Origin of the sequence: Nitrosomonas sp. (assembly GCF_021731985.1) — a bacterium.
Taxonomy (GTDB): Bacteria; Pseudomonadota; Gammaproteobacteria; order Burkholderiales; family Nitrosomonadaceae; genus Nitrosomonas.
This window is the reverse complement of record NZ_JAKFWH010000092.1, coordinates 1-19,596: the sequence shown is the minus strand read 5'-3', so window position 1 is coordinate 19,596 and position 19,596 is coordinate 1. Positions and strand designations below refer to the sequence as shown.

Sequence of the window (19,596 nt, the reverse complement as noted above, 5' to 3'; positions counted from 1 at the left end):
CATGCCCATGTATTTCCACTAGAAGCGCCACTGCGCGCCTGCGTAAATACCGCGTGGAATAAATACGGGTACTATGGGAAGAAATTCTGAGGCATACTCTCTGTGATTTTGACTAAACAGATTTTGACCGACAACGAACAACTCGGTGTTTTTTGTTGGTTTGTATGCCAGCTTTGCATCCATCGTGACATAGCTTGGGATATGGTAAAGCGAGATGGCACTGGTATAGCGTAACCAAAGATTGAGCTGCAATCTTTCAGAAAAATCGTAGTTTGAACGAACCGACAATTGATGTTGCGGGTTTGCTTTGCTTGCGGCACCTGAACTTGGGTCAGTTTTTTTAAAAGCACTATTAGTGGAAAAGTCTATGTTGAGAAAACTATAACTCCCTTGCAGACGCCAGTTATCTCTTGGTTTCCAATCAACCGATGTTTCAACCCCGTAAGTTAGTGCAGATCCTTGATTATTAGCAATAATAGGAAATAAAAATTGTCTCGGTAATCCTGTGCTGAGCGACAATGCACCAAAGCTCGTATCACGCATTTGACTGTAGTCGTTGATAAAACCTGTCACATCGATGGAAGCTTGCGGAGAGAACTGATGCCGGTATCCCAGTTCGTAAGCGATCAGTTTTTCTGAATTGAAGTGATTGCCGCCTTGTAACGATGCTGCGATAGGAAATGGTAAGGCAGATAATCCAGGAAAAGATTGAAATTGTGGTGTGAGATTAATCATGCCATCAATTTCACCGCGAGAAGGTGTTCTCACTGCACGGGATACGGCCATCCAGACTGAATTCTCAGTATTGGGTGTCCACATCAGGCGTGCATTGGGTTGTATTTCCATTCCAGTGAAATCGTTATGTTCGAATCGACTGCCTATTGAAAGCAACAAGCGATCCGGTATCAATGTGATGTCATCGCGGATGAAAGTGCTGCCCAAATGATTCGTGCGCTCACGAGGGGAAAATGTGACTAAATTGGTATCGAAAACTTTGTTGTGATAGAGCCGGTAATTGGCTCCCCAAGTGATATTGTGCCGATCGAATAATGGAAAACGGTATTGCATATCGACATCAAAGCTTTCGGCATCAGATTTTCCCAATGGCTGTATGACTTGCCGACTGCGATCGTAATAAATCTGCAGCATGAATGAAGAACTTTCGGAGAAAGTCCGGTCCCAGCGAAAGCGTATATTTCCCCCTTCGTTATGTCCACGCATCCCGCTTGTTAAGGTGGGCGATAGACTGAGGCCGTTTTTATCGAGGGTACTGCCATCGAAATTGGAAAAAATATCACTCTGCAAAGTAAATTGATCAATGCCACGGTTATGGTCCACGCGGAACCCCCCTCTGGCCGAGTGCCATTGATCGTTAGCATTTCCGCCGGATAATGATTGCGTGTGATCTCGTGAAAATCCTTTGGCGTAAACACGGAAAGGCGTTTCTTCATTGATTTTTCCGCCGTAGCGCGCGCCCACAAAGCCCTGCTCAAAACTACCACCCCCAGCTGTGAGGAGCGTGCCCTGAGTATCGGCAGCTTTCTTGGTGATAATATTAATGACGCCATTGACTGCATTGGATCCCCAAGATACTGCAGCAGGGCCGCGAATCACCTCGATGCGCTCGATATCTTCCATCAGCGTGTCTACCTGTTCCCATAGAACGCCTGAAAATAGTGGTGAATATACACTGCGGCCATCCATCAGCACTTGCAGTTTATTGTCATAGGCCCCATTAAAACCACGGATGCTGACAGCCCATTTATCTGTGCCGACACGTTCCACTTGCACCCCAGGCGCCATCCGCAACGCATCGGGAATGCTGGTTGCACCAGAGCGGCGTATGTCATCTTGTGTAATCACAAAAACGGCGGATGCGACTTGGGTGAGCTTCTGCGGATTTCTGGAAACTGTGGTGACTTTGATGTTCATCAGCTCTTCGATACTTAGACTCATAAACTGATTATCAACAGCTTTATTTCCAGCAACTGCGGAATTTGTCAAATGACCAAAGATAACAAGTAGCAAGAGTTTCCAGATCAAAGTTTTTAACCAGTTATATTCCAATACCAAGCGAATAAACACCAGTTTAGTCAGTGGAAAAATATTTTCATTTTTCTCGCCTAGAAGCGCCACTCAGCCCCCGCGTAAACACCACGGGGTATGTGTGTAGGAAGCGATGGAATAAAATCAGTTACAAACTCGCGATGATTCTGACTCAACAAATTCTGCCCAACAAGAAATAGCTCAATATTCTTTCTGGGTCTAAATACAAACTTGGTATCCAGCGTAACGTAACCAGGGATGTTATAGAGATCGACCTTACTGACGTAGCGTAACCAGAGATTCAATTGAATCCTGTCTGAGAAATCGTAATTTGAACGCAATGAAATTTGATGTTGCGGATTGACTCTGTCTGCAGCACCCGCTCCTGGATCAGGCTGTGCTATCACAGTATTTGTCTGTGTCCGCATATGAAGATAGCTGTAATTGCCCTGAAGGCGCCATTTTTCATGGGGTTTCCAGTCTGCCGATATTTCAACACCGTAGGTTTGCCCAGAAGCATTATTATTAAATCCTATGGGTAATGTGAAGTGCGGTGGAAGGCCCGGCTGAAAAAGTGGAAATCCCGGGGAGAAACTGCGCAGTTGACTATAATCATTATAGAAAGTGGCCATATCAACCGAAGCGTGCGGAGAAAACTGATGGCGGTATCCCAGCTCATATGCCAACATTTTCTCAGAAGTAAAGTTTGATGACCCCATTACCTGTGCCAGAATTGGGAGTGGCAAGATGGATGTTCCAGGAATTGCGTTTACTGTTCTTACATTCAGTAAGACATCATTTTCAGAGCGGGAAGGTGTGCGTACGGCCCGTGAGACTGCTACCCAAACTGAGTTCTGTGTATCAGGCGTCCACATCAACCGTGCGTTGGGTTGAATTTCCAAGCCGCTAAAATCATTGTGGTCCAGGCGTGTACCGAGGTTAAGCCGCAGGTGTTCAGGTATCAGTGTGATTTCATCGCGAACATACACACTTGCGAGATGGTTCGTTTGCTGGCGAGGATTGAATGAGATGAGTTCTGCGTCGGATACTTTGTTGTGATACAAGCGATAATTGAGTCCCCAAGTCAGGTCATGTCTTTCAAAGAGGGGAAAACGATGCTGGAAATCAATGTCAAAACTCTCGGTTTTATAGATAGTCGCTGGCAGTAATCGATAATCTACGCGATCATAATAAGTTTGCAGCATGATGGCGGATTTCTCAGAATACGTTCGATCCCAGCGGAAGCGTATATTCCCGCCTTCACTATGCCCTCTTGAAGTGCCCGGCAAGGTTATTACCGGACTCAACGGTTGCCCTGTTGCATTACCGATTGAGTTGTAAAAAATATCACCTTGCCATGTGAACTGATCGATGCCGCGCGAGTGATCCAACCGGAATCCTCCCCTGGCATTGTGCCAATTATCATTGGCACTTCCTCCCGAGGTTGTGTTCATATGATCTCTCGTGAATCCTTTTGCGTAAACCCGGAAAGGAGTCTCTTCATTAATTTTTCCACCGTAGCGCGCACCCACAAAACCCTGCTCAAAACTACCGCCACCTGCTGACAGTAAGGTGCCTTGTGTGTCTGCAGCTTTCTTGGTGATAATATTGATGACGCCGTTGACTGCATTGGCTCCCCATACGGCTGCATTGGGGCCGCGGATCACTTCGATGCGCTCGATATCTTCCATTAGCGTATCTTCCAGCTCCCACTGCACACCAGAAAAAAGTGGATTGTAAATACTCCGGCCATCCATCATGACCTGCAGTTTATTGGAAAAGCGGCCGTTGAAACCCCGGATACTGACTGCCCATTTATCGGTACCAATCCGTGCGACTTCAACACCGGGTGCCATACGTAAGGCTTCCGGGATACTGGTTGCGCCAGATCTTCGAATATCGTCTTGTGTGATTACGAAAATGGCAGATGGCACTTCGGAAATCTTCTGCGGACGCCGGGATGCTGTCGTTACTTTGATGTTCATCAGCTCTTCAATGCTCAGATCTATATACTGATTATCAATTGACTTACTTACAATCGTAGATTTATTTCCGGCAACCGAAAAATTTGCAAGGCTGCATACAAAAATGAAGATGAAGAACTTCAGATTCAATAGGATTGGTAGGCGATAGAAAGAGATCATGGGTAATAATATCGCTGCTATTGATGCACTTTGACAGCCAGTTGCAGTAATTTTGAACTGATATCGAGCCCTGAAGCACGTACTTTGGTCAAATTAATTTCAAAAACAATTTTCTCATTGACTAGACTCATATTGATTGCAATACCCTGTGCAGTTGCATTTGGGCTATCAGCCAGTGTGAGGATGGGTTCATTTTGTAGATCGGTTAAAATGTTGGATAACTGGCTGCTAACCGATTTAGAGAAGAAGATCGCCTGGCACGCTTTTAATTGATCAAAGTCAGCAATACGCGTGACTTTGATCTGGCGATTATTTACCGATCTGTTTTGTAGTTTGTCGATTTCCTGGCCGAAATAATCTTCCCCATAAACACACAGATTAATCGTCTGGCCGGTGCTGTCAGGCCAGTGTGTAAATGCCATAAAGTTATAAATAAAGGCGGCTTTGACTTGGTATTCAACCATGCTGTCGGCGATAGCCACCGAATGAGAAACCGGCAGACAAAAACCTAGATACAAGGCGAAAAAGAAGTGATAGAAGCTTCGTTTTGCGAATGTAATTAAGCGCTTGAGTAGTCGATTAAATAAACGCATATCCACGAAGTTCACTTAGAAGCGCCATTCCACACCCGCATAAACACCACGGGGTATGGTTGTGGGAAATGAGGGAATAAAATCAGATGCAAACTCTTTGTGGTTTTGGCTAAGCAGGTTCTGGCCAACCAGGAACAGTTCGAGATTTCTTACTGGTTTGAATGACAGCCTGGTATCCATGGTGACGTAACCTGGAATATGGTAGAAATCTACTTTGCTGACATAGCGCAGCCACAGATTGAATTGCAATCTTTCCGATACATCATAGTTTGAGCGCAATGAGACCTGATGTTGCGGACTTACCTTGTTGGCACTGCCTGTCGTTGGATCCAGGCTCTTGAGCGTCGAATCAGAGTGAATATGCATGTCGATAAAGCTGTAGTTTCCTTGCAAGCGCCATCTTTCGTTGGGGCGCCAATCAACGGATGTTTCGACACCTTGTGTATAGCCGGAGGCTTTATTGGTTAGCCCTACGGGTAATATCAGGTGAGGGGGAAAGCTGGCATGAAAAGACGGGATTCCGGCGGACAGATCGCGTAATTGACTATAATCATTATAGAAAGCCGCAATATCAACCGATGCCTGCGGGGAAAACTGATGGCGATATCCCAGTTCGTAAGCCAGTAACTTCTCAGAATTAAAATTTGACGCGCCGTTTAACTGTGCAAGAACTGGGAAGGGGAGTAGTGCTGACAATCCGGGAGTAGTACTTAATGTCCGGGCATTCAACTGAATATCATTTTCCGCTCGGGAAGGTGTGCGTACGGCACGTGAGGCTGACATCCAGATCGAATTTTTGGTATCGGGTGTCCACATCAAGCGTGCGTTAGGCTGAATTTCCATGCCGGTAAAGTCATTGTGATCAAACCGTGAACCCAAGGTAAACCGCAAATGCTCGGGTATTAACGTGATTTCGTCCCGAATAAATGCGCTCATGAGTTGATTGGTTTGCAGACGCGGACTAAATGAGATGAGTTCGGTATCCGAAACTTTATTTTGATATAAGCGGTAATTGGCTCCCCAGGTCAAATCGTGCTTGTCAAAAAGCGGAAAGCGATGTTGAAAATCAATATCAAAACTTTCGGCTTTAAAGATTGAGCTGGTTAATAATTTATAATCGACGCGATCATAATAAGTTTGCAGCATGATTGCCGATCTCTCAGAGATAGTCCGATCCCAGCGCAAGCGGATATTCCCCCCTTCATTATGTCCTCTGGATGCCTCAGCTTGGATGACGGGTGCGCTGAGTTGGGATTTATCCAATCTATCGCCATACGAGTTGTAGAAAATATCGCCCTGAATTGTAAACAGATCAATTCCGCGCGTGTGATCCAGTCTAAATCCCCCTCTGGTGCTGTGCCAAGCATCATTGGCATTGTCTCCCGAGGTTGTTTTCATCTGATCTCTGGTGAATCCCTTGGCATAGAAACGATAGAATGTATCGTCATTGATTTTTCCACCATGGCGGGCACCCACAAAACCTTGCTCAAAACTCCCGCCGCCCGCAGAAATCAGGGTGCCCTGAGTATCCGCAGCTTTCTTGGTGATGATATTGATAATGCCGTTGACCGCATTGGCTCCCCATACGGCCGCATTGGGGCCACGTATCACTTCGATACGTTCGATATCTTCCATCAAGGTATCTTGTTGTTCCCACTGCACGCCGGCGAAGAGCGGGTTGTAAACACTCCGTCCATCCATTAGAACCTGCAGCTTGTCGGCAAACCGGCCATTGAAGCCCCTGATGCTGATTGCCCATTTGTCCGTGCCTATTCGCGCGACTTCAACACCGGGAGCCATACGTAAAGCTTCCGGGATACTGGTTGCGCCAGAGCGGCGAATATCATCTTGTGTAATCACGAAAATGGCAGAAGGAACTTCGGAGAGTTTCTGCGTGCGCCTTGATGCGGAAGTGACTTCAACTTTCATCAATTCTTCGATGCTGAGATCTAAAAACTGATTCTCAATTGATTTCTTTCCAGTCATCACTTTATTTTCAGCAATTGCGTAATTTGCAAGGCAGCAGAAAATAACGAAGACTAAGGGCTTCAGATTCAATAATGTTGCGGGGCTAGACATTCAGATCGCAAGTAATTAATTGTCTGGGAGTGCCAATAAGGCCGTTGTCGGGTTAACACGAATACTGATTTCTTCTTTGTCAGAATTCGCCATTGTAATCTGCCAGAAAATTCTTTAAAACTTCGATTACAGCGGATTCCGGTATTCTTTTTCAGGAATTAAAGGGATTTGACTAAGCCTTATCTGCGGGAATAACAGGTGCTGTGGGCGTAGCTATAAGCTTATTATTCATCGCCAGGAAAACTCTATTTCTACCGGCATTTTTAGCGGCATAAAGCGCCTTATCAGCAGCATTGACGAGTTGGTCTTCGCTTTGCATGCTGGTTTCTTTTAAAGCAATGCCGATACTAATTGAGATTTTTATGTGCAGTTCACCAATCACAATCTGTTGTGTATTGATATGCTGACGGAGTCTTTCTGCAAATAGGACAAGGGACTTTAATTCGATGTTCCCCGGCTGGCAAACAACCAAAAACTCTTCTCCGCCCATACGGCAGAAAGTATCACCTTTGCGGGCAATTTTTCGAATGGATGCTGCCACTTGTTTTAGCACCTTGTCGCCAATGGCATGGCCATGGGTATCGTTAACCACTTTGAAATGATCAATATCGAGAAGCATGACAGCCATCGATTGGTTGGACCGGTTCGCAACGCTCCATACTTCAGTCAGTGTTTCCATGCCTGAGCGCCGATTGGGCAATTCAGTCAGCATGTCGGTCAGAGCAAAATACTCTAGTCTACGATTAGTGACGGCTAATTCAGCGGCAAAGCGCTTGAGCTGTTCGCGATCATGATCCCATGAATCCTGTAACTTTCGATAGTGCCAGGCTGCTCGCAATCTGGCTCGGAAGGCACGGATATTAATGGGTTTTGTGACATAATCGTCAACGCCCGCGTCAAATGCTTTAATGACTTCTTCTTCATCTTCTATGCCAGTCAGCATAATGATATATAAATTTTGACCCCACTCTGTTGCACGTAACGATTTGGTTAATTCAAGACCATTCATTACCGGCATTAGCCAGTCCGTTACGACAATATGCGGCAAGATGTCCATCGCGAGCGCTAAAGCTTGCTGACCGTCGCTGGCAGTAAAGACAGTGTGACCAAGAACTTTGGATAGCAGTTCTTTGGCAAGAATGAGGCTGGTTGGATCATCCTCTACCAAAAGGATACGTAGCGAAGCAGCATCGGTCGCATTTTCCGTGCGTGGCGCAGCCGCATTCATCATCTTATCGAATGGAGGAGGAATTTCCACAGCAGGTAGCTTGAGTATTTTCCCCCATGCGTGCCATGCCTGCATGATTTGGTCTATAAAGGCGCCAAATGTTTCCGTGTCTAAGCCGATTCTTCCGCCAAACAGTATCAGTTCGGAGATGCGTTGGTTACGTTCAGATTCTTCGGCCAATCCAAAATCGGCTATCTGTTTTGCCAAGTACAGCAGATGTACAATTTGATACGGGCGAGAGCCTTCGGAAAAACCTGATTCAGTCGGTGTTTCATGATAGTAGATTGGTTCTACAAAGATTCTGGGAACACCAAAGTTGATCAGCATTGCCGCAGTCAATTCATTATGGTCAGTCTGCAAATATTGTTGTTCCAATTCATTCAGAGTTATTTCGGGCGATTGTTTTGCAATGAGTTCCGTGTATTTATCCGGATAAATTGTGGCTAACGCCAAACAACCGATACGCATCATCAAACCACACGCAAATAATTCATCGGGTGCGGACACGCGAGTTGTTTTGCCCAGCTCTTGCATGGCAATCGCCATGAGCAGCGAATGTGACCAGAATTCTTGGTAATCAAATCCTTTGCAAGTGCCTTTTTGATATTGATCAATCAATGAAAAGCCCATTGCCAGCTGTTTGACTACCGTTAAACCAACATGAGGCACTGCCTCAAATACAGAAGAAATAGCGCGGCTACGCTGATTTGTCGCATTGGCCCGCTGAATCAAGCGGCCAGAAAGTGCGGGGTCAGTTTGAATGAGTTTGGTAATTTCATTGATGGTGACATCTTCTCGTTGGCAAGCTTCCAATAGCGCAAGCGCCACCCCTTTGGGACTGGGTAATAATGTGCCGACTTTTAACTGGTCGATATCAGCAATTTTCATAATCGATTCCATTGGGGTTGACGGCCTGGATTGTCCACTGCTTATCTGCGAGAGAAAAAATTTCTTGCATGGCGACAGGCTTACTGAAGTAATAGCCTTGCAGGGTATCACAGCCGAAATATTTCAGAATTTGAGCCTGGTCGAGTGTTTCAATCCCTTCGGCAGTTACAGAAAAGCCAAGATTTTTGGATAAGGAGATAATTGCCTTGACGATTGCAAGACTGTCTTTATCATTCAGCAGACCGCGTATAAAGCTTTGGTCCACTTTGATGTCATTAATCGGCAGGCGTTTTAAATAATTCATCGAAGAGTAACCTGTACCAAAATCATCCAGAGCAATTTCGATACCGTGGTCGCGTAACGTGTGGAGCCGGGTCAAGGTATCAATATTGTGCTCCATTAAAGCACCTTCGGTGATCTCCAGAATAAGTTTGTTTGGCGGAAAGCCTGTCTCAGCCAAAACATTGAGGACTGTGTTGACCAGCTCCGGGTTATTTATCTGCAGGGGGGAAAGGTTTACGGCTACTTGTAAATATCGCCCATTCTTATGCCACTGAGCAGCTTCAGCACAAGCTGTCCGCAACACCCACGCACCGATCGGAATAATGAGGCCGTTTTCTTCAGCTACTGGAATAAAATCGAGAGGCGAAATGCCCCCCTTTTGCGGATGCTGCCAGCGGATCAGTGCTTCTACCGATTGGATACTTCCGCTTGCAACATCCAACTGCGGCTGATATACAAGATGAAATTCATTTTGCTGCAATGCATTACGTAAATCATTTTCCAAATGCATGCGTTTTTCGGCGTGAAGTGTTAGCTCGAGATTGTAGAATTGACAGTTATCCCGGCCTTCATTTTTTGCATGATACATCGCTGTATCCGCATGTTTCAGTAGCGTTTCTGCGTTTTCGCCATCATTTGGATAGAGGGCAATTCCGATACTCGTAGTAAGGACGACATCACGACTTTCAAGCTGAAAAGGGCGGCGCATGGTCTCACGAATTCGATGTGCCAGAATTAAGGCGTCTTCCGCGCGATGGAGATTGGGAATGACGACAGTAAATTCGTCGCCCCCGAGGCGGGCGAGTTTAATCTCTGAATGATCCGCGTTGCTACGGGATACGAAGTCAGATGGGCGTGTGCTGCTTTGCAGTCGATCAGCGGTCGATTGCAGAATAACATCGCCGGTATTATGCCCCATCGTGTCATTGATACTTTTGAATCCGTCCAAATCCAGAAAAAGTACCGCCAGTTTGCTACTGGTATACTTGGCGCGTTTAATTTCTCCATCTAAACGCTCCATAAAGGATTGACGGTTGGGTAATCCGGTCAGGTTATCAAAATAAGCGAGGTGAAATATTTTGTTCTCAGAATCCTTGCGTTCTGTAATATCACGAACCAAGCAAAGTGTTTCTAGAGGATCAATAACCACAATACGATTTTCATAGTACCGGGTTTTACCATCATCCAGTTTGAACGGATACTCGAAAAGCTCCACTGTTCCATACCGGCGAGCTCGATCCGCTGCATCCAGATATAAGTTGACAATATCTTCGGGTAAGCTTTGATTCAAAGCATGCTTCGATCCGGTGATTAGACAAAGGGTATCATCCGAGTTGCTGCACATATCGACGACTTTGCCGTCATTATTCAAAATGAACAGCGCATCTGGAATCGCGCTAAAGATTGCTGTGCTGCGTGCGTTAGCAATTTGAAGTGCAAGCAGGTTCAGGTAGGCACGTTTTAGATATAGAATGCGATAACTGATCAAATTCCAGTTGATCGGTTTGGCGATGAAATCTGTTGCGCCGACTTCAAAGGCATGATTGATGGATTGCACGTCATCCATTCCGGTTACCATGATGATAGGTAATTCATTGCCTATTTTCGCCCGCAGGTACGAACAAACTTCATGTCCGTTCATTCCGGGCATTTCAACATCCAGCATGACCATGTCCGTTGGGGATGCTTCAAACAGGCGAATGGCTTCTTCTCCATTGCAGGCCAGCGTAACTCTGAAACCTGCCTTTTCTAACGCCGCCTGCATGAGCAATCTGACCGTTGCATCGTCATCAGCCAGTAAGATTTTAAAAAGTTCAGTTGTCACGATGGATTGAGTATTTTGTTGATTTCGGAGATGACTTGTTGATAGTGCTGCCGTAAGCTTTCTTGTAGTGTTTTTGCATGTGTTAATTCCCCTGTTCGCCCATCCGCTTCCAGTTGCTTGAGTAGAGCGGATAGGTTCTCAGCCCCGATATTTCCCGAACTGGATTTCAATGCATGTGCTGACTGACGCAGATTGTCAGCATCGCCATTAATAATAGCTTGTTCAAGCTGGTGCATATTATTGGGAGCAGATTCGAGAAAAGCTTGCAGAATCTTGTGCAGCAAAACATTTCCTCCGGTTGTGTCAAGCTCGCGAATTTGACCAAGCCATATTGGATTGAGTGCAGGCGCGGCGTTAGTTTCGGGTGCTAGTTCAACGATTGCGGATTTTACAGCATTCACTGGATTGTTTTTTTCTTTGCTGAGCCAATGATGGATTTTTTGTCGCAACTGATCGATCGTATAAGGTTTGGAAAGAAAATCATTCATTCCGCCCTCTAAGCAGCGTTTGCGATCGTCTTCTGTCGCATTGGCAGTCAGTGCAATAATGGTGTGTGTTGTGCCAAACTGTTGCCGGATGTGTGCGGTTGCTTCAAAACCATCCATGTTAGGCATTTGGCAGTCCATCAGAATGAGATCATATTGGTTGTTTTGGATCAGATCTAAAGCTTGTTTGCCGTCATGAGCAATGATTGTGTCCAAGCCGAGCTTTGCTAACATCGCCTTGGCTACTTCCTGATTAACCGGATTGTCTTCAGCCAGCAAAACTTTGCCGTGAAAGTTTTGTGTGGGCGCGCTGACTGAAACTCGCTCTACTAAAAGAGAATCTATGGCCTCTTTATCAAGATTACGCCCCATGACATCAATGATAATATCCAGTAGTTCCTTCTGGCGGACGGGCTTGTTTACACAACGTAAGATACCGGTATTCTGTCTTTCGAGCTGACTCGCGTTACTATAGGTTGAAGTCAGCATCATCATGCGAGTTTTTCTGAAATCCGGGTGTGCATGAATTCTGCTTGCCAGCTGCAGCCCATCCATTTTGGGCATGTGCATGTCCAAAATGACCAAGTGGAATAATTTATTTTCGGCAACAGACTGATTCATATACGCTAGAGCTTGTTGCGCATCTTCAGCACACACAGTATCTATTTGCCAATTCTGCAATTGTAGTTGAAGAATTTCTCGATTAGTTTGATTATCATCCACAACCAGAACTCGGATGCCGTGCAAATTAGTGATATCGGAAAAATCGTTACGTTCCGATTTGGATTTCTCCAGCCGCAGATTAATCCAGAACTTGGAGCCATGACCCGGAGAGCTTTCTACCTGAATGCTCCCTCCCATCAATTCCAATAATTTTTTACAGATGGTCAGACCAAGGCCGGTTCCTCCATATTGGCGGGTTGTGGAACCATCTGCTTGAGAAAAATTATGGAAAATTTTTTCATGGTATGCCGGAGGAATTCCGATACCCGTATCTTCAACGCATAGGGAGACATTAGCCAGTGTTCCGGTATTATCAAGCAGTATTGTGCGAATGACAATTTCTCCTTGTTCGGTGAATTTAATGGCATTATTGAGCAGATTTGCAACGATCTGACGTATTCGGAATGAATCGCCGCGTAACATGAAGGCTGTGTTGGGGGGTGTGAACTGTGCGATCAATTCCAGACCCTTCTTATCAGCGGGTTGCGCAAACATGACCAGTGTATCTTCAATCAGTTTGACCAGATCGAAATCGATGGTCTCCAGTTCCATGTGATCGGATTCAATCTTGGAGAAATCCAGAATGTCATTGATGATACCGAGGAGGTGCTGGCCTGAGCTTTGAACTGTTTCTGCAAAACGGTGTTGATCTTTATCTAATTGAGTGTCTAACAGTAATTCGGTCATCCCCAGGATGCCATTCATTGGCGTGCGGATCTCGTGGCTCATCGTGGCCAGAAATTCACTTTTGGCTTTACTTGCCGCTTCTGCTGATTCTTTGGCAAGCACCAGTTCTGCTGTCCGTTTTTCAACTTCAATTTCTAGGTGATCAAGATAGTTAGCCAGTTTTGCATCACGATCTTGAATCGTTTCCAGCATATTATTGAATCCCTTCGATAGCGTATTCAATTCAACAATTAAACTGGGTTCGGTTCGAGTTGAGTAATCTGCCCTGCTCGTGACATGCTCCATGACAGTGGAAAGATTGTTGAGCGGATCGAGTACCGATCGATTAAGCCGTTGCAGCATAAGGTTGGCGATCAATAATGCGATAATTGCAGCAGTGATTGTGATGACAACGTGCCAAAGTATTTGCCAGTAAAGGGGGTGCAAGGATATTTCCAAGTAGAGGCTGCCCAGAGGCTGTTCATTGAAGTGAATCGGTTCCGTGAGAGTTAGAAAATGGATATTTGTTTGCATGTCTTCTTTCAGGGAAGCTAAAGTTTCCGGAAGCAGTGTGTTTTCAACAGAATATTGAACGAATTTTACTTTCTCTGCGGTATAAATCGCCGCAGCTTGGATTTCCCGTGTATTGCTGAGCGAATGTAATAGCGTTTGTGCCGTGCCCGTATCCTGGAACATCAATGTCGCGACGGCATTCTCCGCCAATAATTTTGCCGTTGACTGACTGGTTTGAACTATAGATAGAAAACTGATGAAGAAGCTGCTCAGAATAACGAGTATTGCGACCAGCAGCATCGCCGTGCCCTGTGTGGCAAAGTTGATTCGTTGCAATTTAGAACGTAATGTCACAGCAGCCGGTGATGAACTTTTCATTATTGATATACCTCAGTGGCGAAACGTAGTAGTTGAGAGCTGAGTTTTAAGCGGTTTCTTTTTGCAATAGTCACATTCGCTTCGAATGTGACTTTTCCCTCTTTCATAGCCATGTTGAGTATAACGCCTTGCTGACTAGCGCCGGGGGTGTCGGCTATGGTTAATATCGGCATTTCATCCAGTTGTTTAATGATGTTACTGAGATTGTCGATGCTTGAGCGGGTGATAAAAACAATCTGGCAACCAGGAAGATCTTCAGTATTTCTTGTATGCCGGACTACTATTTCATGTTCATGGGCTTTCTTATGCTGTAAGTGCTGTAAATTTTCGCCAAACGGGTCCTCACCATAGATACATAAATTCAAAACCTGGTTCGGCAAGCTGGGCCATTCCGTGTAAGCGGAAAAATTATAAAGGAAGGCCACTTTTAATCGGTATTCTGATGGTTGCTCGGCTAAGGTCAATGACGAGTAACCCAAGAACAAGGAAAAGAACAAACATAGCGACAAAATTGGATAAAAACGGATGAATAATCGCTTTCTGATACGGCGATTGCCATAGCAGATCGCTGTTTCCTGCTTCCCTCGTACCCAATTGCGTATAACCGTAACTCTGGTTATCAGTTGGTTTAGCAGATGGGTTTTTTTTTGTAAGAATGTCATATCAGTGCGCACTTAGAAGCGATAATCCATTCTGAGGCGTACGGTCCGGCCAGGCTGCCAGAAAAAGTTCTGCCAGTTGGTGGCGGCAGCCGGATGCTGGTAATTCTCATTGAACAAGTTGTACACACTCAGCGATGCTTCCAGTCCTTTCACCCATCGAACATCGGTGACGAGGTTCAGGTTGGATAGGAAATAGCTATCCGTATTCGTGCCGTCGAGCGTCTTACGCTTACCGTAATATTGCAATTCATAGCCGGCTCGCAAGCCGGTCATCAGCGGAATGGGGATGGAAATATTTAACTTGCCCAGATAGTAGGGGGAATTGGGAAGATGTGAGCCCTGTTGCTCGGCATTCTGGATACCCAAACTACTGCGCAATCGTGCACCCCAATCCCAGGTTTTATCCAGCGATAGTTCTGTGCCTCTGGCTAGTACCTTGCCTGATCCTTGTTGATACTGGGAGAGTCCGCTGACTGGATCTATTCCCAGCCTGATGATGTTGTACATATCCCAGGCATAAGCGGTGGCGCGCAGATTCAAATTGGGCAATGGCAGATAATCAGCCACGAGTTCAGCGGTATCAACTGCTTCGCTATGTAATCCTGGGTTAGAAACCTGAGTTGTTCCATCGTTGAAATCACGCTCATACGAATTGGGTGACCGGTGGGAACGACCGTAGAGTGCCTTGAATGTTGTTTTGGGGGTAGCCTGCCAGATCAGCGCGCCGCGCGGACTCAGTCGATTTCCAAGACTACCAATCCAGGCGCTGTAGTCATAGCGTAATCCTACGGTTGCAGACAGGGTATCAGTAATACGCCATTCGTCTTGAGCATAAAAACCGACGCGCACGACTGAACTATGGATCGCTATATTGTCAGCAGGATTTGCGAAATTCTGGAAAGTTTGGTTAATACGAGTGTTATTCTGATATTCGACTCCGAGCATGAGTTTATGATCGGTCAGGGCGGTGGAAAGCAGGCGCAATTCAGCGCCGTGCCAATCACTGGGTCCGGTGGATGCAGTTTTATCACCGCTGTAGATACCCGGCTGGCTGTAGCGATATTGGCCGAGAAACAATCGGCCCAAGACATTCAACGTGCCGTTGGAAAAATTGTCGTTGTATTGAATCTGTGTGTTGAGACGGCGGTCGTTGACAGAGGCTCCCCCTGCTAAAGGGTCGGTCATATAAGGAGAAGCTGGGTTTTCCTTGTGTCGATCGCCATACATGAAATCAAATGCAAAAGGACCCTTGGTCGCTCGGGCAAATAATTGCTTAACATTTTCCCCGTTCATGTGGTGTGGAACACCGGAAACTCCGGAATTCCCGAAATCAAAGAAGCGGTCTGCCCCACGGGATTGAAGACCCGAAACAGAAATTAACGCGTCAATCCCGTTATCGAACTGCTTGCCTAAAGTAACTCGCTCCTGCGGCATGATTTCTGCTGTTTGGTACGAAGTTGATAGCTCCGCGCCTTTTACGCTGGAGCCATTGCGTGTGACGATGTTGACGACACCCAACATGGCATTTTGTCCATAGACCGCACTGCCAGGTCCGGGAATAAATTCAATCCGTTCGATCAAATCAATATCAAGTGGAAAATCCCGTCCTGTGGGACCCTGGTCATACGTAGCATCGTTGATGCGATTGCCATTGATCGTGATCAGCACACGCGAATTAAAATCCCCTGGCAGACCGAATCCCCGTGTACCCAAATACTCATATTGATAATCATACGTGGGGTGAATTCCGGGAAGGCTTGCCAACGCCTCATTCAGCGTGCGCCAGCCATAGGTTCGGATATCTTTACGGGTAATAATGCTGACTGCCGCGGCGACTTGCTGTTGTTTCTGCTCGTATTTTGAAGCGCCTACGACGCTGATATTCATTAACTCCTCTAAGCTCATCTGCTCCAAATTCTTTGCAGCACAGACCGGGAATATTTGCATAAAAAGCAAAGCGAGCAGGGGTGCTTCTCTCGCGGGAGAATCCAGGGAAAATGTGCTAAATTTTTGTAGGATGAACAAGATAGATGGTTTAATTCACAAATTCTTTGATTTAAACATAGTCGATTGCTCTTCAAAAGCTGAGAAATGGCGTTTTTTTATGCAGGGATGTCATACCCGCACGCACTTAGAAGCGGTAATCCATTCGGAGACGTACGGTTCGGCCAGGCTGCCAGAAAAAGTTCTGCCAGTTGGTATCTGCAGCCGGGTGTTGGTAGTTCTCATTAAACAAGTTGTAGAAGCTCAGCGATGCCTCCAATCCTTTCACCTGTGGAACATTGGTCACCAAATTCAGATTGGAAAGAAAATAGTTGTCGGTATTCGTGCCATCGAGCGTTTTGCGTTTGCCGTAATATTGCAATTCATAGCCGGCGCGCAAGCCGGTGATCAGAGGTATGGGGATGGAAATATTCAACTTGCCCAGGTGGTAGGGTGAATTGGGGAGGTGTGAGCCCTGTTGCTCAGCATTCTGGATACCAAAACTACTGCGCAATCGTGCACCCCAATCCCAAGTTTTATCTAACGATAATTCTGTGCCTCTGGCCAGTACTTTTTGTGATGTCTGTTGATATTGCGACAATCCGCTCACCGGATCGATTCCGAGTGCGATGATGTTGTGCATATCCCATGCGTAAACAGTGGCGCGTAAATTCATATTCGGCAGCGGAAGATAATCTGCCACGAGTTCAGCAGTATCAACCATTTCGCTGCGTAATCCTGGATTGGCAACTTGGGAAATGCCATCGGTGTAGTCTCGTTCATACGCATTCGGTGACCGGTGAGCGCGGCCATAGAGCGCCTTGAATGTTGTTTTTGGGGTGGCTTGCCAAATCAGCGCGCCGCGTGGACTCAATCGATTGCCAAGACTACCAATCCAGGCGCTGTAGTCATAACGCAGCCCTACGGTTGCGGACAAGGTGTCGGTAATGCGCCATTCGTCTTGTGCGTACACACCAACACGGACAACGGAACTTTTGATCGCTAGATTATCTTCAGGATGGTCGAAATTCTGAAAGGATTGTTTGATGGACGTATTATTTTGATACTCAACACCTGCCATCAGTTTATGATTAGACAAGGCAGTGGAAAGAAGGCGCAATTCAGCGCCATGCCAGTCACTGGGTCCGGTGGACAGCGTTTTCTCACCACCATAGACTAAAGGGTTATCATAGCGATATTGACCGAGAAACAACCGGCCCAATACGTTGAGGGTATCATTGGCAAAACTGTCGTTATACTGGATTTGTGTGTTGAGACGACGATCTCGTTGAAATTGTCCAGTCACCAGTGGATCAGATAAGAACATACCGGTAGGATCATCTTTGCGTCGATCACCATACATGAAGTCAAATGCGAGCGGACCATGCGTGGCTTGTGCAAATAATTGTTTAACATTTTCCCCATCCAAGCGGCGCGCTACCCCTGAAATACCGGAATCGCCATAATCAAAAAAACGATCTGTTCCACGGGATTGAAGACCCGAGAAGGAAAGTAACGCATCAGTGCCGTTACTGAATTTTTTACCGAAGGTGGCACGTTCCTGCGGCATGGTTTCCGCTGTCTGGTACGAGGTCGATAGCTCGGCACCATTGACACTTGCGCCAGTACGCGTAACGATATTGACTACACCCATCATGGCGTTCTGACCGTAGACGGCGCTGCCTGGTCCGGGGATAAACTCAATCCGTTCGATCAAATCAATATCGAGTGGAAAATCACGCCCGGTAGGTCCCTGATCATAAGTGGCATCGTTGATGCGATTGCCATTGATCGTGATCAGCACGCGTGAATTAAAATCTCCTGGCAGACCGAATCCGCGTGTGCCCAAATATTCATATTGATAATCATACGTGGTATGAATTCCCGGAAGGCTGGCGAGTGCTTGATTCAGTGTACGCCAGCCATAGGTTCGAATATCTGCGCGCGTAATGACACTGATGGCTGCAGCGACTTGCTGTTGTTTCTGCTCATATTTTGAAGCGCCCACAACGCTGATATTCATCAATTCCTCTAAGCTCATCTGCTCCAAATTCTTTGCCGCACAGACCGGAAATATCTGCAGCAAAAGCAAACCGAGCAGCAAGCTTTTTTTCGCAGGGATATTGGCGAGCGAGAAAACAGGTTTTCTGAGAGTGACCACAATGAACAGGGTTGTTTTTTAGTTGCATGATTTAAACATACCCAATCACCGATTAAAGCCGAGAAGTAAGATTTTTATTACCCTTAATTTATCAAATTAGGGATAGTAATTTCTTCTTTCAGGGAAGAGGATTTTAAGGTGTGAGATTTTTACTACAGAGGAGTGTGCAGATTTCAGCTTTATTTTATTACTGAAGCACCGAAGTGGCGAAGCGCAATAGCTGAGAACTCAGATTGAGACCGGCCTTTCTGGCCCCTTTTAAATTGGCTTCAAATGTGACTTTTTCATCTTTGACCTCCATATTGATTATAACGCCTTGCTGGATGGTGCCCGGACTGTCCGCTACGATGAGTACAGGTTTATCTTGCAGGCTGTTGATGACGGCTTTTAAGTTGTCAATCGATGAGCGGGAGATAAAAACTAGCTGGCATGAATCGAGACGATCAATATTGTTTGTTCGATGAATGGTGATGGTGCGATCATTGACTCTCTTTTTTTGCATCAATGAATCGAGATTCTTGCCGAACGGATCATTTCCATAGATGCATAGGTTAAAAGTACTGGCGTCCGTGTCGGGCCATGTCGTATAAACTGCAAAGTTATATAGGAAAGCTGTTTTTAACGTGTATTCATCCAGTTCATCCGCGCATACGTACGGCGAAAAGCTCAAGATTAGCCAAATGAGTAACAGGTATAATTTTGCGAAAGGCATTCTAGACTAAAATACCTTGCAAAATTGATGGGCGAATAACTTGGGTGTCGGAGTCATGGCGCGAAAAATAAATAACTTGAGCAGGGCGCATCATGCATCAAATGTTTTCGATTAAATAGAGAAAGATGTCATCAAACTAATAAGACAAGTGCACTAAAAATGCCCTGGGTGTTAATAGTCTAAGTGCTCGAGAGGGGGGGGGCTGGATGTCTTGTTTTGTATAAAGGC

General features: G+C 45.9%; 12 protein-coding genes. All 12 read right to left on the bottom strand.

Annotated elements, in window-relative coordinates:
* Positions 1–18: 18 nt before the first annotated feature.
* On the bottom strand, positions 19–2,136 hold the full coding sequence (locus QZ942_RS13860) for a TonB-dependent receptor (protein WP_292996642.1): 2,118 nt from the start codon (positions 2,134–2,136) through the stop codon (positions 19–21).
* Positions 2,124–4,031: a TonB-dependent receptor gene (locus QZ942_RS13855; protein ID WP_292996640.1), complete on the bottom strand. Its 1,908-nt coding sequence runs from the start codon at positions 4,029–4,031 to the stop codon at positions 2,124–2,126. Before QZ942_RS13855 ends, QZ942_RS13860 begins: the two co-directional genes overlap by 13 nt.
* A gap of 176 nt (positions 4,032–4,207) precedes the next feature.
* Complete coding sequence (locus QZ942_RS13850) at positions 4,208–4,798, bottom strand: YfiR family protein (protein ID WP_292996639.1); 591 nt, start codon at positions 4,796–4,798, stop codon at positions 4,208–4,210.
* Complete coding sequence (locus QZ942_RS13845) at positions 4,799–6,862, bottom strand: TonB-dependent receptor (protein ID WP_292996638.1); 2,064 nt, start codon at positions 6,860–6,862, stop codon at positions 4,799–4,801. It lies immediately after the preceding gene.
* Positions 6,863–7,034: 172 nt separating this feature from the next.
* Positions 7,035–8,978 carry a diguanylate cyclase gene (locus tag QZ942_RS13840; protein WP_292996637.1) on the bottom strand — a complete coding sequence of 648 codons (1,944 nt, stop codon included), beginning with the start codon at positions 8,976–8,978 and terminating at the stop codon, positions 7,035–7,037.
* A complete protein-coding gene (locus tag QZ942_RS13835; protein ID WP_292996635.1) occupies positions 8,965–11,085 on the bottom strand; it encodes an EAL domain-containing protein in 2,121 nt (706 codons plus the stop codon). Before QZ942_RS13835 ends, QZ942_RS13840 begins: the two co-directional genes overlap by 14 nt.
* A complete protein-coding gene (locus QZ942_RS13830; protein WP_292996633.1) occupies positions 11,082–13,850 on the bottom strand; it encodes a response regulator in 2,769 nt (922 codons plus the stop codon). The genes QZ942_RS13835 and QZ942_RS13830 overlap by 4 nt, the downstream gene beginning before the upstream one ends.
* Positions 13,850–14,512, bottom strand: coding sequence for a YfiR family protein (locus QZ942_RS13825; RefSeq protein WP_292996631.1), 663 nt, complete (start codon positions 14,510–14,512; stop codon positions 13,850–13,852). Before QZ942_RS13825 ends, QZ942_RS13830 begins: the two co-directional genes overlap by 1 nt.
* Positions 14,513–14,524: 12 nt before the next feature.
* Positions 14,525–16,399: a TonB-dependent receptor gene (locus QZ942_RS13820; RefSeq protein ID WP_292996629.1), complete on the bottom strand. Its 1,875-nt coding sequence runs from the start codon at positions 16,397–16,399 to the stop codon at positions 14,525–14,527.
* A gap of 244 nt (positions 16,400–16,643) precedes the next feature.
* Complete coding sequence (locus QZ942_RS13815; protein WP_292996627.1) at positions 16,644–18,518, bottom strand: TonB-dependent receptor; 1,875 nt, start codon at positions 18,516–18,518, stop codon at positions 16,644–16,646.
* Positions 18,484–18,684: a hypothetical protein gene (locus QZ942_RS13810; RefSeq protein ID WP_292996625.1), complete on the bottom strand. Its 201-nt coding sequence runs from the start codon at positions 18,682–18,684 to the stop codon at positions 18,484–18,486. The genes QZ942_RS13815 and QZ942_RS13810 overlap by 35 nt, the downstream gene beginning before the upstream one ends.
* A gap of 159 nt (positions 18,685–18,843) precedes the next feature.
* Positions 18,844–19,368 (bottom strand): YfiR family protein, encoded by a 525-nt coding sequence (locus QZ942_RS13805; protein WP_292996623.1) that lies wholly within the window; start codon positions 19,366–19,368, stop codon positions 18,844–18,846.
* Positions 19,369–19,596 lie beyond the last annotated feature (228 nt).